The 15,420-nt window shown below is 70.1% G+C and carries 17 protein-coding genes and 1 pseudogene; 7 read left to right on the top strand and 11 right to left on the bottom strand.

Annotation, left to right across the window (positions count from 1 at the left end):
- Positions 1-97: 97 nt before the first annotated feature.
- The 5 genes from rlmB to ABZ192_RS22345 all read right to left on the bottom strand — a co-directional run bounded on the left by rlmB (position 98) and on the right by ABZ192_RS22345 (position 4,641).
- Positions 98-1,039: a 23S rRNA (guanosine(2251)-2'-O)-methyltransferase RlmB gene (rlmB, locus tag ABZ192_RS22365; protein WP_356926202.1), complete on the bottom strand. Its 942-nt coding sequence runs from the start codon at positions 1,037-1,039 to the stop codon at positions 98-100.
- Positions 1,040-1,136: 97 nt separating this feature from the next.
- On the bottom strand, positions 1,137-2,534 hold the full coding sequence (cysS, locus tag ABZ192_RS22360; protein ID WP_356926201.1) for a cysteine--tRNA ligase: 1,398 nt from the start codon (positions 2,532-2,534) through the stop codon (positions 1,137-1,139).
- 45 nt (positions 2,535-2,579) lie between these two features.
- Positions 2,580-3,119: a 2-C-methyl-D-erythritol 2,4-cyclodiphosphate synthase gene (ispF, locus tag ABZ192_RS22355; protein ID WP_356926200.1), complete on the bottom strand. Its 540-nt coding sequence runs from the start codon at positions 3,117-3,119 to the stop codon at positions 2,580-2,582.
- A complete protein-coding gene (ispD, locus tag ABZ192_RS22350; RefSeq protein ID WP_356926199.1) occupies positions 3,109-3,873 on the bottom strand; it encodes a 2-C-methyl-D-erythritol 4-phosphate cytidylyltransferase in 765 nt (254 codons plus the stop codon). Before ispD ends, ispF begins: the two co-directional genes overlap by 11 nt.
- Positions 3,874-4,158: 285 nt before the next feature.
- Positions 4,159-4,641, bottom strand: a complete 483-nt coding sequence (locus ABZ192_RS22345; RefSeq protein WP_003953493.1) for a CarD family transcriptional regulator — start codon at positions 4,639-4,641, stop codon at positions 4,159-4,161.
- 580 nt (positions 4,642-5,221) lie between these two features.
- Here ABZ192_RS22345 and ABZ192_RS22340 point away from each other — a divergent pair.
- Positions 5,222-5,914: a DUF461 domain-containing protein gene (locus ABZ192_RS22340; protein ID WP_356926198.1), complete on the top strand. Its 693-nt coding sequence runs from the start codon at positions 5,222-5,224 to the stop codon at positions 5,912-5,914.
- A gap of 78 nt (positions 5,915-5,992) precedes the next feature.
- On the opposite strand, the gene ABZ192_RS22335 is transcribed toward ABZ192_RS22340, so the two are convergent.
- A complete protein-coding gene (locus ABZ192_RS22335) occupies positions 5,993-6,673 on the bottom strand; it encodes a response regulator transcription factor (RefSeq protein ID WP_030243122.1) in 681 nt (226 codons plus the stop codon).
- Positions 6,670-7,962 carry an ATP-binding protein gene (locus ABZ192_RS22330; RefSeq protein ID WP_356926197.1) on the bottom strand — a complete coding sequence of 431 codons (1,293 nt, stop codon included), beginning with the start codon at positions 7,960-7,962 and terminating at the stop codon, positions 6,670-6,672. The genes ABZ192_RS22335 and ABZ192_RS22330 overlap by 4 nt, the downstream gene beginning before the upstream one ends.
- Positions 7,963-8,207: 245 nt before the next feature.
- On the opposite strand from ABZ192_RS22330, the gene phoU reads away from it, so the two are divergent.
- The 3 genes from phoU to ABZ192_RS22315 all read left to right on the top strand — a co-directional run bounded on the left by phoU (position 8,208) and on the right by ABZ192_RS22315 (position 9,618).
- Positions 8,208-8,909, top strand: a complete 702-nt coding sequence (gene phoU / locus ABZ192_RS22325; protein ID WP_356926196.1) for a phosphate signaling complex protein PhoU — start codon at positions 8,208-8,210, stop codon at positions 8,907-8,909.
- A gap of 132 nt (positions 8,910-9,041) precedes the next feature.
- Positions 9,042-9,197 carry a hypothetical protein gene (locus tag ABZ192_RS22320; RefSeq protein WP_356926195.1) on the top strand — a complete coding sequence of 52 codons (156 nt, stop codon included), beginning with the start codon at positions 9,042-9,044 and terminating at the stop codon, positions 9,195-9,197.
- A gap of 169 nt (positions 9,198-9,366) precedes the next feature.
- Complete coding sequence (locus ABZ192_RS22315) at positions 9,367-9,618, top strand: SCO4226 family nickel-binding protein (RefSeq protein ID WP_356926194.1); 252 nt, start codon at positions 9,367-9,369, stop codon at positions 9,616-9,618.
- A 32-nt stretch (positions 9,619-9,650) separates the two neighbouring features.
- On the opposite strand, the gene ABZ192_RS22310 is transcribed toward ABZ192_RS22315, so the two are convergent.
- Positions 9,651-10,937, bottom strand: coding sequence for a serine hydrolase domain-containing protein (locus ABZ192_RS22310; protein WP_356926193.1), 1,287 nt, complete (start codon positions 10,935-10,937; stop codon positions 9,651-9,653).
- Positions 10,938-10,994: 57 nt separating this feature from the next.
- A complete protein-coding gene (locus tag ABZ192_RS22305; protein WP_356926192.1) occupies positions 10,995-12,296 on the bottom strand; it encodes an MFS transporter in 1,302 nt (433 codons plus the stop codon).
- 170 nt (positions 12,297-12,466) lie between these two features.
- Between ABZ192_RS22305 and ABZ192_RS22300 the strand changes: the two genes are divergently transcribed.
- Positions 12,467-13,228 (top strand): phosphoglyceromutase, encoded by a 762-nt coding sequence (locus tag ABZ192_RS22300; protein WP_020271854.1) that lies wholly within the window; start codon positions 12,467-12,469, stop codon positions 13,226-13,228.
- A gap of 128 nt (positions 13,229-13,356) precedes the next feature.
- On the opposite strand, the gene ABZ192_RS22295 is transcribed toward ABZ192_RS22300, so the two are convergent.
- Positions 13,357-13,833, bottom strand: a complete 477-nt coding sequence (locus ABZ192_RS22295; RefSeq protein ID WP_356926191.1) for a hypothetical protein — start codon at positions 13,831-13,833, stop codon at positions 13,357-13,359.
- Positions 13,834-14,164: 331 nt separating this feature from the next.
- Between ABZ192_RS22295 and ABZ192_RS22290 the strand changes: the two genes are divergently transcribed.
- Entirely contained in the window at positions 14,165-14,776 is a 612-nt protein-coding gene (locus ABZ192_RS22290) for a DinB family protein (protein ID WP_356926190.1), read from the top strand.
- 122 nt (positions 14,777-14,898) lie between these two features.
- Positions 14,899-15,324, top strand: a complete 426-nt coding sequence (locus ABZ192_RS22285) for a nuclear transport factor 2 family protein (protein ID WP_356926189.1) — start codon at positions 14,899-14,901, stop codon at positions 15,322-15,324.
- Here ABZ192_RS22285 and ABZ192_RS22280 read toward each other — a convergent pair.
- Positions 15,321-15,420: pseudogene (locus ABZ192_RS22280) on the bottom strand (IS481 family transposase); the annotation flags it as partial. The gene ABZ192_RS22285 and the pseudogene ABZ192_RS22280 overlap by 4 nt on opposite strands.

Genomic DNA, 15,420 nt, shown 5'->3' with positions numbered 1-15,420 from the left:
TTTGACTCGCCGGATCTGTCCGGACCCCGTCAAGCTTGTCCTCGTCGCCCCGATGTTCCCGGAATTAACCCGTGCGGGTGAGGTGTCGGACGCCCGTTCAGCTGCGTCGGCGGGCCGCCTCGTACAGCACGATCCCTGCCGCCACACCGGCGTTGAGCGACTCGGCGCCGCCCGGCATCGGGATCCGCACGCGGTGGTCGCAGGTCTCCCCGACCAGCCGGGACAGCCCCTTGCCCTCGCTGCCGACGACGATGACGACGGGCCCGCCCAGGGCCTCCAGGTCACCGATCTCGACCTCGCCGTCGGCGGCCAGGCCGACGACCACGATGCCGGCCTTCTTGTACGCCTCCAGCGCGCGCGTCAGGTTGGTGGCGCGGGCGACGGGCGTACGGGCGGCGGCACCGGCGGACGTCTTCCAGGCACCGGCCGTCATCCCGGCGGCCCGCCGCTCGGGTACGACGACGCCGTGCCCGCGGAAGGCGGAGACGGAGCGGACGACCGCACCCAGGTTGCGCGGGTCGGTGACACCGTCGAGCGCGACGATCAGCGGGTCCTCGCCGTCGTCGAGGGCGGCGTCGGCGAGGTCCTGCGGGTGGGCGTACTCGTACGGCGGGACCTGGAGCACGAGCCCCTGGTGGTTCAGCCCGTTCGTCATCCGGTCGAGCTCGGGGCGGGGGGCCTCCATGAGGTTGATCCCACCGCGCTCGGCGGCGAGCTGGAGGGCCTCACGGACCCGCTCGTCGTTGTCGATGAACTGCTGGACGTACAGCGTGGAGGCGGGCACGCCGTCGCGCAGCGCCTCGAAGACCGGGTTGCGGCCGACGACCAGCTCGGACGTGGACTTGCCGCCGCGGCCCCGGGGCGCGGGACGGCGCGCCGTCTGCCGCGCCTTGGCGCCGGCGACACGGTTCTTCTTGTGTCCCTTGCGCATCTCGGCGGGCGGGGTGGGGCCCTTGCCCTCCAAGCCCTTGCGCCGCTGGCCGCCACTGCCGACCTGCGCGCCCTTCTTGCCGGACATGCGGCGGTTGTTGGCTGCCATGACCTACCTGTCTGTGGGTGCGGTACGTACGTACGTCTATGAAGTGTGCCGCCCGGAGGCCCGGGCGGCACAATCGATCTTCCGGATCGCGGCCGGGTCAGCGCGGTCCGAGGCTCCAGCGCGGCCCCTGCGGGCTGTCCTCGATGACCAGGCCGGACTGGCTCAGCTGGTCGCGGATGGCGTCCGCGGTGGGCCAGTCCTTGCGGGCCCGGGCGGCCTCGCGCTGGTCGAGGACCATGCGGACGAGCGTGTCGACCACGCCGTGCAGGTCGGCGCCTCGGTCGCTCTCCCCGGCCCAGTGGGCGTCGAGCGGGTCGAGCCCGAGGACGCCGAGCATGGCACGGACCTCGGCGAGCCGGGCCACCGCGGCTTCCTTGTCGTCGGCGGACAGCGCGCTGTTGCCCTGCCGGACGGTGGTGTGGATGACGGCGAGCGCCTGCGGCACGCCCAGGTCGTCGTCCATCGCCTCGGCGAAGGCCGGCGGCACGTCGGCGGCCGGCTCGACGACACCGGCCTTCTCCACCACGCGCTGCACGAAGCCCTCGATCCGCGCGAACGCCGACTCGGCCTCGCGCAGCGCCTCCTCGCTGTACTCGATCATCGAGCGGTAGTGCGGGGTGCCGAGGTAGTAGCGCAGCACGATGGGGCGCCAGCGCTTGACCATCTCGCTGACCAGGACCGAGTTGCCGAGCGACTTGGACATCTTCTCGCCGCTCATGGTGACCCAGGCGTTGTGCACCCAGTACTGGGCGAAGTCGTCGCCGTAGGCCTTGGCCTGTGCGATCTCGTTCTCGTGGTGCGGGAAGACCAGGTCGAGGCCGCCGCCGTGGATGTCGAAGGCGGCGCCCAGGTACCTGTGCGCCATCGCCGAGCACTCCAGGTGCCAGCCCGGACGGCCGCGGCCCCACGGCGTCTCCCAGCTGGGCTCCCCCGGCTTCGCCGCCTTCCACATGGCGAAGTCCCGCGGGTCGCGCTTGCCGGTGATGCCCTCTTCGGCCGGCTGCCGCATCTCGTCGAGGTCCTGCCGGGACAGCTCCAGGTAGGAGGGCCAGGAGCGGACGTCGAAGTAGACGCTGCCGTCGGCCTCGTAGGCGTGCCCGCGGTCGATGAGGTCCCGCATCATCTCGACCATCTCGGTGATGTGGCCGGTGGCGCGGGGCTCGTAGGTGGGCGGCAGGCAACCCAGCACGGTGTAGCCGTCGTTGAAGGCGCGCTCGTTCTCGTAGCCGATGGCCCACCACGGACGGTTCTGCTCGTCCGCCTTGGAGATGATCTTGTCGTCGATGTCCGTCACGTTCCGCACGAACGTGACGTCCCAGCCGCGGTACTCGAACCAGCGGCGCATGATGTCGAAGTTCAGACCCGACCGGATGTGCCCGATGTGGGGTGCGGCCTGCACGGTGGCACCGCACAGGTAGATCGAGACACAACCCGGCTTGAGCGGGGAGAAGTCACGGATCTGCCGGGCGCTGGTGTCGTACAGGCGAATAGTCACGGGACCAGGGTAGTAGGCCGTGGGGGGTGTGTGGGGCGGAGCCGTTCACCCGACCCGCACGACCAGCGCCGTCGCCACCGCCATCAGGCCCTCGTCGCGTCCGGGAAAGCCCAGTCCGTCCGTCGTCGCGCCCGATACGGAAACCGGCGCTCCGGCCGCCTCCGACAGCAGCTTCTGGGCCTCGTCCCTGCGCTTGCCGATCTTCGGCCTCGGGCCCACGACCTGGACGGCGATGTTGCCGATGCGGAAGCCGGCCGCGCGGACGATCCGGGCCGCCTCCGTCAGCAGCGTGATGCCCGACGCGCCCGACCACTCGGGGCGGCCCGTGCCGAAGTGCTGTCCCAGGTCGCCGAGGCCGGCCGCCGAGAACAGCGCGTTGCACGCCGCGTGTGCGACGACGTCCGCGTCGGAGTGGCCGGCCAGGCCCGGCCCCTCGCCCTCCCACTTCAGGCCGGCGCACCACAGCTCGCGGCCCTCCTCGAAGGCGTGGATGTCGGTGCCGATGCCGACCTGGGGCAGCGGCACCGCGGGCGTTTCGTGCGTCGCGGGAATCTCGCCGGTCGCGGGCGTCTCGTCAGAAGCCATCGTTGAGCCTCCTGCGGGCCAGGACGGCCTCCGCGAGCACCAGGTCCAGGGGGCGGGTGACCTTGAACGCCTCCTCGTGGCCGGGCACCGCCACGACCGTGAGGCCGAGCTGCTCGACCATGCCGGCGTCGTCGGTGACATCCCCGGTGACCGTCTCGTGCGCCCGGACCAGCGTCGCCCGGTCGAAGCCCTGCGGCGTCTGCACCGCCCGCAGCCGCGCGCGCTCCGGCGTGGCGACGACCGGCTCCGGCTCGCCGGGCGCCCCGGCGGGCTCGACCTGCTTGACGGTGTCGGCGAGCGGGAGGGCCGGGACCACGGCCGGGGCGCCCTCGCGTACGGCCTCGATCACGGCGTCGACCGTGTCCACCGGGACCAGCGGCCGGGCCGCGTCGTGCACCAGCACGATGTCGTGGCCGGGGGGCAGCGCGTCCAGGCCGAGCTTCACGGACGCCTGGCGGGTCTGCCCGCCCGGTACGACGAGGAAGTCCGTCCGCTCGGGCAGCGCGTGCGCGTCGAGCAGCGACTTGACCTCGGCGGCACCGTCGGGCGGGGCCACGACGACGACCAGTGAGACGGCGCGGGAGGCGGCCATCGCGCGGACCGCGTGGATGAGCATGGGGGTGCCGCCCAGCGCGCGGAGCGCCTTGGGGGCGCCCGGGCCGAGCCGTACACCACGGCCGGCGGCCGGGATCACGGCCGCCGTACGGCCTGCCGAGGGGGCGGCCGACGGCGAGGGACGCGAATCGTCAGACATCGGTTCCTGTCAGGTTTGTGTGTTGCCCTGGCGTGGGTATGGCCTGGAGGAGTGCCGGGCGCGACGCGCTCGACCGGACCCTTCCGTGACGCTGGTCGAGCCGGCTGCCCGGGCCCGGCACGCCAAGCACCGGATCGTGAGTGCTAACACATCCGGCGGTGACGGCGCATTCGGCATCCGAGTACGAACATGCCGCAGCGCCCGGCGACTGGAGAATGTCATCGGGCACCGCGGCATTTCGATGTGCAGGATTGATCAGCAGAGTGCTGAGCGACCGGCTTCGCCTCAGGAGGCGAGAACCTCGTCGAGCAGGGCCTCGGCCTTGTCCTCGTTGGTGTTCTCCGCGAGGGCGAGTTCGCTCACCAGAATCTGGCGGGCCTTGGCGAGCATGCGCTTCTCGCCTGCGGAGAGTCCACGCTCACGCTCACGACGCCACAGGTCACGCACGACTTCCGCGACCTTGATGACATCGCCCGAGGCGAGCTTCTCCAGGTTTGCCTTGTAACGACGGGACCAGTTCGTGGGCTCCTCGGCGTACGGCGCGCGCAGCACCTCGAAGACCCGGTCCAGCCCGTCCTGACCGACCACATCACGCACGCCGACGAACTCCGCATTGTCCGCTGGCACACGCACTGTCAGGTCACCCTGGGCGACCTTCAGCACCAAGTAGGTCTTGTCCACGCCTTTGATCTGGCGAGTTTCGATAGCCTCGATCAGCGCGGCCCCGTGATGGGGATAGACCACGGTGTCGCCAACCTTGAACGTCATGTGACAGGTACCCCTTCCGTGGCTATCCAGGGTAACACGGAAATCGTGGGTTCTGAATGGCGTTTTCGCAGGTCAGGGCGTATCTCGGGGCTTGACAAGTCCAACAGGAACGTGCTTCGGACAGGGGATGGAAGAAGGTATTCGCAGGTCGGAGCGGCTCTCCGGGTCGAGTGAAACGCGTACGTTACACGCATCCGAACCCCCCTCCGAGCGGTCGAACATCCCCATATGTCCGCTTCCGTATGATCGACTTCCGCTACTCCGTTCGGCGGCCCGAGCCGGGTTCCGGTCGAATCCGGAATTGATCACCGGGCGTCCGGACGAGCCGCCGGTGATCAATTCCAGGTGGTCCGCACATTCCTTCACGGAAAATCTGCGCTGCCCCCCGAGGCGCTTATGTGAATGCCGGACGAGCACCCCGCAATGTGACCTGGGTGTCACTTGTGACTCAGGTGGGACGACGGGTGCCGGGGGGTCGGGTGCGGCCGGGCGGGGACGGCTCGGTAACCTGAGGCCTGCTGACAGACACTTAGGGCGGCTTTATCGGCCGCTCTGCTCGAGTCAAGGAGTTGCCGCCGCCGTGAGCAGCAGCCTTCGACGCGGCGTCCTCGCCGCGGCCGCCATCGCGTTCTCCGTCGCCTCGCTCGCCGCGTGCGGTGCCGGCAACAACGCGCAGACCCTCGAGATCAAGCCGGACAACGCGGCGACGAGCGTCGGCAACATCAAGATCCAGAACGCGATCGTGATCACTCAGCCCGACCTCGAGTCGACCGGCCCGGCCGCGATCTCCGCCACCTTCTTCAACTCCGGCAGCACCGCCGAGACGCTGGAGTCCATCACCCTGCCGGGCACCGGCAAGAAGGCCGAGCTCAAGCCCGCCAAGGGCGGCAGCCTGAGCATCCCGGCCGGCGGCAGCCTGGTCCTGGGCGGCAAGGACAACGCCACCGCCGTGCTGCCGAGCAGCCGCGAGGCCGTCCAGGACGGCAACGCCCAGAAGGTCACCTTCACCTTCAGCAAGACGGGCGACGTGAGCCTGCGGGCGTTCGTCGTCCCCGCCAAGCACTACTTCGCCGAGTGGGGCCCGACCGAGGTGCCGGCCGCGCCGGGCGGCTCGGCGTCCCCGTCCGGTTCGCCGTCGGGGAGCCCCTCCGGTTCGCCGGCCGGCACCGAGAGCCCCGCCGCCGGCGAGACCCCGGGCGGCCACGCGTCGCCGGGCACGCCGACCGACGCGGCCTCCGCGAGCGCGTCGACGGGCGCGGGCGCCGGGCACTGAGCCCGCGTGAGACAGTCGTACGAAAGGGCGGGACCTCCCAGGAGGTCCCGCCCTTCACGTTCGTCGTACGCGGCCGGCCTACGGCTCGAACTTGTAGCCCAGGCCGCGGACCGTCACCAGGTAGCGCGGGGCGCCCGGGTCCGGCTCGATCTTGGCGCGCAGGCGCTTGACGTGGACGTCGAGGGTCTTGGTGTCACCGACGTAGTCGGCGCCCCAGACGCGGTCGATGAGCTGCATGCGCGTCAGGACGCGGCCGGCGTTGCGCAGCAGCATCTCCAGCAGGTCGAACTCCTTGAGCGGGAGGTCGATCTTGGTGCCGCCGACGGTGACCACGTGCCGGTCGACGTCCATCCGGACGGGGCCGGCCTCCAGCGCGGCGGGGGTCACCTCCTCCGGCTCGCCTCTGCGGCGCAGCACGGCGCGGATGCGGGCGACCAGTTCGCGCGAGGAGAAGGGCTTGGTGACGTAGTCGTCGGCTCCTATCTCCAGGCCGACGACCTTGTCGATCTCGCTGTCCTTGGCGGTCACCATGATGACGGGGACGTTGGAGCGGCCGCGCAGCTGGCGGCAGACCTCGGTGCCCGGCAGACCGGGCAGCATCAGGTCGAGGAGGACGAGGTCGGCGCCGTTGCGCTCGAACTCGTCGAGTCCGTCGGGCCCGGTGGTCGCGACGGCGACCTCGAAGCCCTCCTTGCGGAGCATGTACGACAGGGCGTCGGAGAAGGACTCCTCGTCCTCGACGACGAGCACTCGGGTCACGGAAGGACCTCCGGGGCAGGAAGCGTTTCGTACGCGGTTGATTCGGGGGATGTGGGGGTGGACCGCCCGGCCTCCTCGTCGAGGCCCGCGCCTCCTGCGCGCATCTCTCGGGCGGGCTGCTGATGTGCGCGGTCGCGGGCCGCACCGGCCTCCGGCAGCCGCAGGGTGAAGGTGGAGCCCTGGCCTTCGGCGCTCCACACCGTGACCTCCCCGCCGTGCGAGGCGGCCACGTGCTTCACGATCGCCAGCCCGAGGCCCGTGCCGCCGGTGGCACGGGAGCGGGCCGGGTCGACGCGGTAGAAGCGCTCGAAGATGCGCTCCTTGTCCTTGTCGGAGATGCCGATGCCCTGGTCGGTCACGGCGATCTCGATCTGTTCCCCGCCGGGCGCGTTCACCTTGCGGGCCGCTATGCCGACGCGGGTGCGGGCGGGCGAGTAGTTGACCGCGTTCTCGACGAGGTTGCCGAGGGCGGCGGCGAGCTGGCCGCGGTTGCCCCACACGTGCAGGTCGGCGGTGCCGCCCGCGGCCATGGTGATCTCCTTGGTGCCGGCCTGGTGCCGGCAGCGGTCGATGGCCTCGGCGACGAGCTCGTCGGCGCGGACCGGCTCGGCGTCCTCCAGCGGGTCGTCGTTCTGCACCCGCGACAGGTCGATGAGCTCCTGGACCAGGCTGGTGAGCCGGGTGGCCTCGATCTGCATGCGCCCGGCGAACCGCTCGACGGCCTCGGGGTCGTCGGAGGCGTCCATGACGGCCTCGGACAGCAGGGACAGGGCGCCGACGGGCGTCTTCAGCTCATGGCTCACGTTGGCGACGAAGTCGCGCCGCACCGCCTCGATCCGGCGGGCCTCGGTGAGGTCCTCCACGAGCAGCAGCACGAGCCGGGAGCCGAGCGGCGCGACCCGCGCGGAGACGGCCAGGGCCTCTCCGCGTCCGGTGCCGCGCCTCGGCAGGTCCAGCTCGACCTGGCGTATCTCCCCGTCGCGCCGGGTGTCCCGGGCCATCTGCAGCATCGGCTCGACGGCGAGCTTGCCGCCTCGGACCAGGCCGAGGGCGTACGCCGCCGAGCTGGCCTTGACCACCGCGTCCGCCTCGTCGAGCACGACGGCGGAGGATCTGAGGACCGACAGGACCGTGTCCACGCCCGGCGGGAGCACCGCGTCCGTGTGGAGGGAGCTGCGGGTGGGGCGCTTCTGTTCACGCTCACTCCAGCGGAACGCCAGCATGGCGATGACGCCGGTGAGCACCCCGGCGATCGCTGCCACTGCGGCGACCGCCGCGTTCACGTCCATGCACCCAGGTTAGGCATGGGTCGGGCACGGGCCACAGCCGTCGGGCTGCGACCTCGAACACTCGTCGCCCAGAGTTCACCTTGGAGCCAGTATTGGTTCATTTGGGATGACGGAAACGGACGCGTACGGGACGGAACGTGGGAGCGTGGGGTTCGGACCGTTGGTAATACGACGGTCGTACCGCCGGTTGTTCGGTGGGCCCCGGCCCTTGAACCCCCGACACGGACGCACGAGAGGGATGCCTGATGCGGGACGCGTACCACGAGGAACTGGACTCGATCGGCGACGGTCTGGTGGAGATGGCCCGGCTGGTCGGCTCGGCGATCGGGCGCGCCACCACCGCCATGCTCGACTCCGACCTGAAGCTGGCCGAGAACGTCATCGAGGCCGACCAGAAGGTCGACGAACTGCAGCACGACCTGGAGGCCAGGGCCATAGCCCTGCTGGCGCGGCAGCAGCCCGTGGCGACGGACCTGCGCATTGTCGTCACGTCGCTGCGCATGTCGGCCGACCTGGAGCGCTCGGGCGACCTCGCCCAGCACGTGGCGAAGCTCGCGCGCCTGCGCTACCCGGACCGCGCGGTGCCGAGCGACCTGCACGCCACCATCCTGGAGATGGGCCAGCTCGCCCAGCGCCTGATGGCCAAGGCCGCCGAGGTGATCATCACCAAGGACGTCGACCTGGCGCTCCAGCTGGAGCAGGACGACGACGAGATGGACCTGCTGCACCGCACGCTCTTCCGGCACCTGATGGACGACCGCTGGAAGCACGGCATCGAGACGGCCGTGGACGTGACGCTGCTCGGCCGCTACTACGAGCGGTTCGCCGACCACGCGGTCTCGGTCGCCAAGCGGGTGGTGTACCTGGTGACGGGTGAGCACGCGGATGAGCTCCAGGCGGATGCGCAGCCGGAGATCCAGGCGGTGACGGGGGCGGAGAGCGCCTGAGCGTGGCGCGAGCCGGCCAGTGGTCGGGGCCGGCGGGGATCGGCCGGGCGTGCGGGCGCCTCTGTGCGCCGTTGATGCGCCCAGCGGAACGGGCATCCAATGGGCACAGGCACCAGCCTCGAGGAGGGACCCATGGCCGAATCCCCCAGCACCACGCCCGACCCCACGCAGCAGCGCGAGACCGAGCAGCCCGCCGAGATCAGGAACCTGCCCCTGGTCGCCGCGTGCGGCTGCGGCTCGGGCTGCGGCTGCGGCTGCCAGTCGGGCAGCCCCTGCCAGTGCGGCTGACGCCGGCATTCTCGTACGACCAGCAGGGCCCCGGTGGTTCGCCGCCGGGGCCCTGTCGCGTTGTGAAGGTTTCGGCCGTCATGGTGCCTTCGTACCGGTACGGGCGGACCATGGAGGTACGCCCGCTGTATCGGCGTGCCCGCCGGATCCTGGGAAGGAGCGTGACGTCATGGCCAAGTTCATGGATGTCCACCACAGCATGAAGGGCATCACGGAAGAACAGCTGCTCGAGGCCCACAACGCGGACCTCGCCATCGAAGCGGACGAGAAGGTTCACTTCGAGAGGGCCTGGGCGGACCCGGAGTCCGGCCTCGTCTACTGCCTCTCGGAGGCACCCTCCGCGGAAGCGGTCCAGCGCATCCACGAACGCGCGGGGCACAAGGCGGACGAGATCCATCCGGTGCCGTTGACGGTCCAGTGATGTGAGCGGTGCGGCCGGCCGATCGGCCGGCCTCAGGGGGCGCTCCGGCAGAACTCGGATGCGACAGCGGCGTCCTCCAGCCGCTGCTCGCCCCAGTCGCCGCTGCGGTTCATGGTCATGACCTGCCGGCCGTCCGCCGAGGCGAGGGTGCGGGTCGCGGAGCCGGGGATCATGCCGCCGTGCCCCCAGGCCCAGCAGCCCTCCGCGAGCTTGAAGTGCCGTAGGCCGAGGCCGTAGGCGTCCTCCGGGCCGCCATGGCCCTTGTCCCCATCGACCGGGACGGCGTCGAGCAGCTGCCGCTGTTGTGCGGGCGGCAGCAGGTGACCGGCCAGCAGGCTGGACAGCAAGGTGTTCACGTCGCCCACGGTCGAGATCATCTGCCCCGCGGAGAAGGCGACCGTGGGACTGAACTCGGTGACGTCGCGCACCTTCGCCTGCGGCCCGTCCTCGAAGAGCGTCGAATAGTGCCGCGCGTGGGGCGAGGGCAGGGCGGGTGCGGTGTCCGGCACGCTCGTGCCGCGCAGACCGAGCGGCCGTATGACGAGGCGCTCGACGGCGTGCGCGTAGCTGCAGCCCGTGGCCTTCTCTATGACCATGCCGGCGAGGACGTAGTTGGTGTCCGAGTAGTCCCACTCGCCGGGGCGGCCGGGCCTGCTGCCCTGCTCCGGCTGGAAGTTCGGCGGGTGGGCGAGCGCGATGTCCACCAGCTCCCGTGGGGACCACCTGGTGTGCCGGTTCCGCTCGAACTCCTCACCCGCGTACCTGGCCCGGAAGCCGGCGTCCATGTTGTAGTCGAAGATCCCGCTCGTGTGGTTGAGCAGGTGCCGCACGGTGATGTGCCCGGGGCGGTACCCGTTGCCGCGCACCACTCCCGGGAGCCACTTGGCCACGCTGTCGTCCAGCGACAGCTTGCCCTCGGCTTCGAGCTTGAGCAGCACGGTGGCGGTGAAGGTCTTGGTCACGCTGGCGATACGGAACCTCTCGTGGGTGTTCCGCGGCCGGTCCGAGCCGAGCTTGCGGACACCGGCTCGGCCGTCCCACACTCCGTGCCGGTCGCGGACCTGGGCGATGACGCCCGGGGGGCCCTGCGCGACGATCCGGTTCAGCACGGCCTGGGTCGTGGCATGGGCTGCTGCCTGGTTCTTCTGGGCTGCGTGGCCGTCCGGGTGTAATCGGGGCGGCGGGTGGTGAGAGGTACCGGCCCCCGCGGAGGCGGCGACGGCGAGGGTGGCCATGCCGACCAGGGCGGCGAGGACGACGAAGAGGAGGCGATGGGCTGACTGCTGCTGCCTGTGGTGGTGTCGGCGGTGACGGGTCATGGGAACAGCTCATCAAGCGCCGCATCGCCACACCATCGGGAACTCCCCGGAAACGGATCAGGGAGCGGACGCGGAACGCTCCGGGACTTCCCCTGGGGCCACGGCGGCAGGTCCGGCCGGAACGGTCGACTCAGCCGGCTCCTCCTCCGGCACCCGCCGCATCAACACCCCGTACCCCAGCCCGGCCACCGTCCCCACCACCGCGCACAGCCCCCACAGCCACTCGGCCCCGAAGCGGTCGATGACGAAACCGGACATCAGCGGGGCGACGAGCGCGGCGACGGACCAGGACATGCTGTACATCCCCTGGTAGCGCCCGCGTCCGTGGAGCGGGGAGAGCCGGACGACCAGACCCGTCTGCGTCGGAGCGTTGACGATCTCGGCCAGCGTCCACACGCACACCGTGAGGGCGATGACGCCGACCGACCCTGCGAAGGCGGTGAGTCCGAAGCCGTACCCCGCGAGGACGGACGAGAGGACGAGCAGCCGGCGCGGGTCCCGGTGTTCGATGAACCGCGTGACCGGGATCTGGAGCACGACGATCAGGACGCCGTTGACGGCGACCGCCATGCCGTACTCGGCGGGCGTGAACCCGGCCTCGCCCATGGCCACCGGCAGCCCCACCGACGCCTGCTGGAAGATCAGCGCGACGAGGAAGGACAGCCCGACGACACCCATGAAACGCCCGTCGCGCAGTACGGTCCCGAGGCTGACGGAGCTGTCGGAGGCGGCGGACGTCTTCACCGTCTCGGCGGGCTTGGACTCCGGCAGCTTCACGAAGACGAGGACCGCGCAGACCATCGTCATCCCCGCCTCGATCAGGAACCCGGCGAGATAGCTCACCTCGGCGATGAACCCGGCGGCCATGGTGGAGACGGCGAAGCCGAGGTTGATGGCCCAGTAGTTGAGGGAGAAGGCGCGGATGCGGTCCTCGGGCCGGACGATGTCGGCCATCATCGCCTGCACGGCGGGCCGGGACGCGTTGCTGGCCATGCCGACGAGGAACGCGACGCCGGCGATCGCGACCGGGTGGTGCACGAACCCGAGCAGCGCGACGGACACGGCGGTCGAGGCCTGCGCGATCAGCAGCGTCGGCCGCCGCCCCAGCCGGTCGGTCATCACGCCACCGCCCAGTGAGGAGATCACCCCGCCGAGCCCGTGCAGGGCCGCGACCAGACCGGCGTACGTGGCGGAGTAGCCGCGGTCGAGCGTCAGGTACAGCGCCATGAAGGTCGCGACGAAGGCACCGAGCCGGTTGACGAGGGTGCTGGTCCACAGCCACCAGAACTCGCGGGGCAGTCCGGAGACGGTCTCCCGGACGGCGCGTCTGGCACGCAGGGCGTACGGCATGGACGACATGGGCTCCCCCGGAACGCAAGAATGTAAGCGGCGCATGTAAGCGGCGCATGCAGCAATCACACGTTACGAATCCGCGCTTGACGGAGGCCACTCAATTAACAGAACCCGTCAAACGTCCGCCTGCCGGGCAGCCACGCGAACGGGCGAATGCGTGGATTACGCTCTGAGGCATGGCCGACGCACCGTACAAGCTGATCCTCCTCCGCCACGGCGAGAGCGAGTGGAACGAGAAGAACCTGTTCACCGGCTGGGTGGACGTCAACCTGACCGCTAAGGGCGAGAAGGAGGCGACGCGCGGCGGCGAGCTGCTGAAGGACGCCGGCCTGCTCCCCGACGTCGTGCACACGTCCCTCCAGAAGCGCGCCATCCGCACCGCGCAGCTCGCCCTGGAGTCCGCCGACCGCCTCTGGATCCCGGTCCACCGCAGCTGGCGCCTGAACGAGCGCCACTACGGCGCCCTCCAGGGCAAGGACAAGGCCCAGACGCTCGCCGAGTTCGGCGAGGAGCAGTTCATGCTGTGGCGCCGCTCCTACGACACCCCGCCGCCGGCGCTGGACCGTGACGCCGAGTACTCCCAGTTCTCCGACCCGCGCTACGCGACCCTCCCGCCGGAGCTGCGCCCGCAGACGGAGTGCCTCAAGGACGTCGTCGTCCGCATGCTCCCCTACTGGTTCGACGCGATCGTCCCCGACCTGCTGACCGGCCGCACGGTCCTGGTCGCCGCCCACGGCAACAGCCTGCGCGCCCTGGTCAAGCACCTGGACGGCATCTCCGACGCCGACATCGCGGGCCTCAACATCCCGACGGGCATCCCGCTGTCCTACGAACTCGACGCCGACTTCAAGCCGGTGAACCCGGGCGGGACGTACCTGGACCCTGACGCGGCTGCGGCGGCGATCGAGGCGGTCAAGAACCAGGGGAAGAAGAAGTAGGCCGACGCGATCAAGCCCCCTTCCTGCGGTTTTTCCGCGAGTAGGGGGCTTGTTGCTGCGCTGGGGCCATCGCTGGGCCGTGAAAGGGGTTTGGGGCCCCGACTGTAGATCACATCAGCTTCCCAAACTCAGAGCCCAGTGCTGTCTTCACTGACGCGCAGGTCTTCTCGCATGCGCGCCCGGAGCACAGCGAGGGCATCGTCATAGGTTCGGCGCCCCTCCAGGTACACGGGATCAGTTGCCAAGACTCCCTCCATCACCCGATCGCGAAGGTCGCGCAGACGGCGGAAAGCATCCTCCGAAGCTCCTACGACGCGGCTGGGCGCACTGATGGTCATCTGATATCTCAGCCCGATGCACGGCCCGAACGCTTCGCGAGCGGTGGTGCGGCGCATCGAAGGTTCCATGTCCGGGTCACGAGCCATGTTGCCGCAGGCGTGACGGGCCTCGGACAGACCGGCTAGGTAGTCCCCATACAGGACGCGACGCACTTGCGTCTCACGATCCAAGCGCTCCCGCTTCCATCGTTGACGGTCCAGAAGCATCGCGGATCCTGTGGCGATCGCCGCGCCAACTATGGTGCTGACCAGGGTGATCCACTGCATAAACCGACCGTAGCTTCTGCTACGGCGCCCGTCGGCCCCGCCCCACAAGTGCACCAGATCATCGCAGCGTCAAGCTGGGTCTTACCGCTGTCCCTCCTCGGCATCCTGGACCTCCTCGACGAAGTCACGGGGCCACGTTGGATGACCCGGGGGGGGGAAGCAGTGAGCAGGAGACGTTACGTCGCCAGAGGTGTGCCGGGGGGCTACTGGCTGAGCTCAATGGTCGGGCCGACCAAGCGCGGATCACCGTGCTGATGAAGCGCTGCAGGGCACAGAAGCGCCGGGCGAAATTCGGTAGCGGAACCCGTCCCATCCCGTCCACCATCCCGGCATGGTCTCCGACGAGCACGTGAGTGAACCAGCGGTCGCTCGGTGGACGCGGGCGAGCGTCTACCCCGACATGTGGGTGGATCCGGATGACGATCCGCGCGAGACCGAGGTGGAGATCGTCGACGAACGGGGGGCGTTGCTCGATGCCCTGCGGCACTATCGCCTCACCCTGGAGATGAAGTGCGCGGGGCTGGACGCGGAGCAGATGGCTCGGCGGTCCGCGCCGCCGTCCACGATGTCGTTGCTCGGGCTGGTGCGGCATCTGGCCGAGGAGGAGCGGCATTTCCGGCGGGTGATGACCGGGGACGACGCCCCGAAGCTGTACCGGACCGAGGAGGACCGGGACGGTGACTTCAACGGGGCGGTCGCGGACGCGGCGGTCGTGGAGGAGGCGTGGCGGCAGTGGCGGACCGAAGTGGAGCTCAACGAGCGGTATCTGGCCGGTGTCACCGACCTCGCCACACGGAACGCCGGGTACTCCGACCTCGGGCCCGAGCCCGGTGGGCAGCTCCAGCTGCGTGACGTGCTGGTGGCGCAGATCGGGGAGTACGCGCGCCACTGCGGTCACGCCGACCTGCTGCGTGAGCTGATCGACGGACGGGTCGGGCAGTGATCACAGGAGGAGGAGGCGGAGGAGGAGGCGGAGGCGGAGGCGGTCAAGTCCGCTTGGCGTAGGGGTCGTCCTTACCTCTGACGTAATCGACGGGTCTTCGGCATCCCGGCAAGCTGGCTCTCATGACAGCCACCAGCACCGCGGACGCCACCCGCGCCACCGTCCAGAAGTTCCTCGAACTCCGGCTCGCCGGCGACACCGAAGGGCTCACCGGGCTCTTCGCGGACAAGGTCGACTGGATGCTGGCCGAGAACCCCGGCGTTCCGTGGATCCGCCCTCGGTCCACGGCCGCCGAATGTGCCGCTCAGGCCGACGAGTTGGCCCAGTACACCGTGCCGGAGGACGCCCGCGCGTCCATCGACACGATCCTCGTCGACGGTACCGACGCCGTTCTGATGGGGCACCTCTCCGGGACCGTCCGTGCGACCGGCAAGTCCTTCTCGGGGCCCTTCGCGCTGCGGCTCACCGTCGAGGGCGGGCGGATCACCCGGCACCATCTTTATGAGAACAGCGCGTCGATCGCCGCGGCGTGCACCCCCGACGTCTAGGTGTATTGACCCGCAGGGTTGTTCACGCGGGTGATGGGTGGCTGGCCGCCGAGTGCGGTGTGGCAGCGGTGGTGGTTGTAGGTGTGCAGGAAGTCT

It is taken from the genome of Streptomyces sp. NPDC006235 (genome assembly GCF_040613735.1).
Classification (GTDB): domain Bacteria; phylum Actinomycetota; class Actinomycetes; order Streptomycetales; family Streptomycetaceae; genus Streptomyces.
Note: the sequence above shows the minus strand (reverse complement) of the source record. Positions and strands in the feature narration are given on the sequence as shown.

Excerpts from the sequence above, each read along its gene's own strand:
- rlmB (WP_356926202.1), bottom strand. The coding sequence starts at position 1,039 with ATGGCAGCCAACAACCGCCGCATGTCCGGCAAGAAGGGCGCGCAGGTC.
- ispF (WP_356926200.1), bottom strand. The coding sequence starts at position 3,119 with ATGGCTTCTGACGAGACGCCCGCGACCGGCGAGATTCCCGCGACGCAC.
- ispD (WP_356926199.1), bottom strand. The coding sequence starts at position 3,873 with ATGTCTGACGATTCGCGTCCCTCGCCGTCGGCCGCCCCCTCGGCAGGC.
- ABZ192_RS22345 (WP_003953493.1), bottom strand. The coding sequence starts at position 4,641 with ATGACGTTCAAGGTTGGCGACACCGTGGTCTATCCCCATCACGGGGCC.
- ABZ192_RS22330 (WP_356926197.1), bottom strand. The coding sequence starts at position 7,962 with ATGGACGTGAACGCGGCGGTCGCCGCAGTGGCAGCGATCGCCGGGGTG.
- phoU (WP_356926196.1), top strand. The coding sequence starts at position 8,208 with ATGCGGGACGCGTACCACGAGGAACTGGACTCGATCGGCGACGGTCTG.
- ABZ192_RS22320 (WP_356926195.1), top strand. The coding sequence starts at position 9,042 with ATGGCCGAATCCCCCAGCACCACGCCCGACCCCACGCAGCAGCGCGAG.
- ABZ192_RS22315 (WP_356926194.1), top strand. The coding sequence starts at position 9,367 with ATGGCCAAGTTCATGGATGTCCACCACAGCATGAAGGGCATCACGGAA.
- ABZ192_RS22310 (WP_356926193.1), bottom strand. The coding sequence starts at position 10,937 with ATGACCCGTCACCGCCGACACCACCACAGGCAGCAGCAGTCAGCCCAT.
- ABZ192_RS22305 (WP_356926192.1), bottom strand. The coding sequence starts at position 12,296 with ATGTCGTCCATGCCGTACGCCCTGCGTGCCAGACGCGCCGTCCGGGAG.
- ABZ192_RS22300 (WP_020271854.1), top strand. The coding sequence starts at position 12,467 with ATGGCCGACGCACCGTACAAGCTGATCCTCCTCCGCCACGGCGAGAGC.
- ABZ192_RS22295 (WP_356926191.1), bottom strand. The coding sequence starts at position 13,833 with ATGCAGTGGATCACCCTGGTCAGCACCATAGTTGGCGCGGCGATCGCC.
- ABZ192_RS22290 (WP_356926190.1), top strand. The coding sequence starts at position 14,165 with ATGGTCTCCGACGAGCACGTGAGTGAACCAGCGGTCGCTCGGTGGACG.
- ABZ192_RS22285 (WP_356926189.1), top strand. The coding sequence starts at position 14,899 with ATGACAGCCACCAGCACCGCGGACGCCACCCGCGCCACCGTCCAGAAG.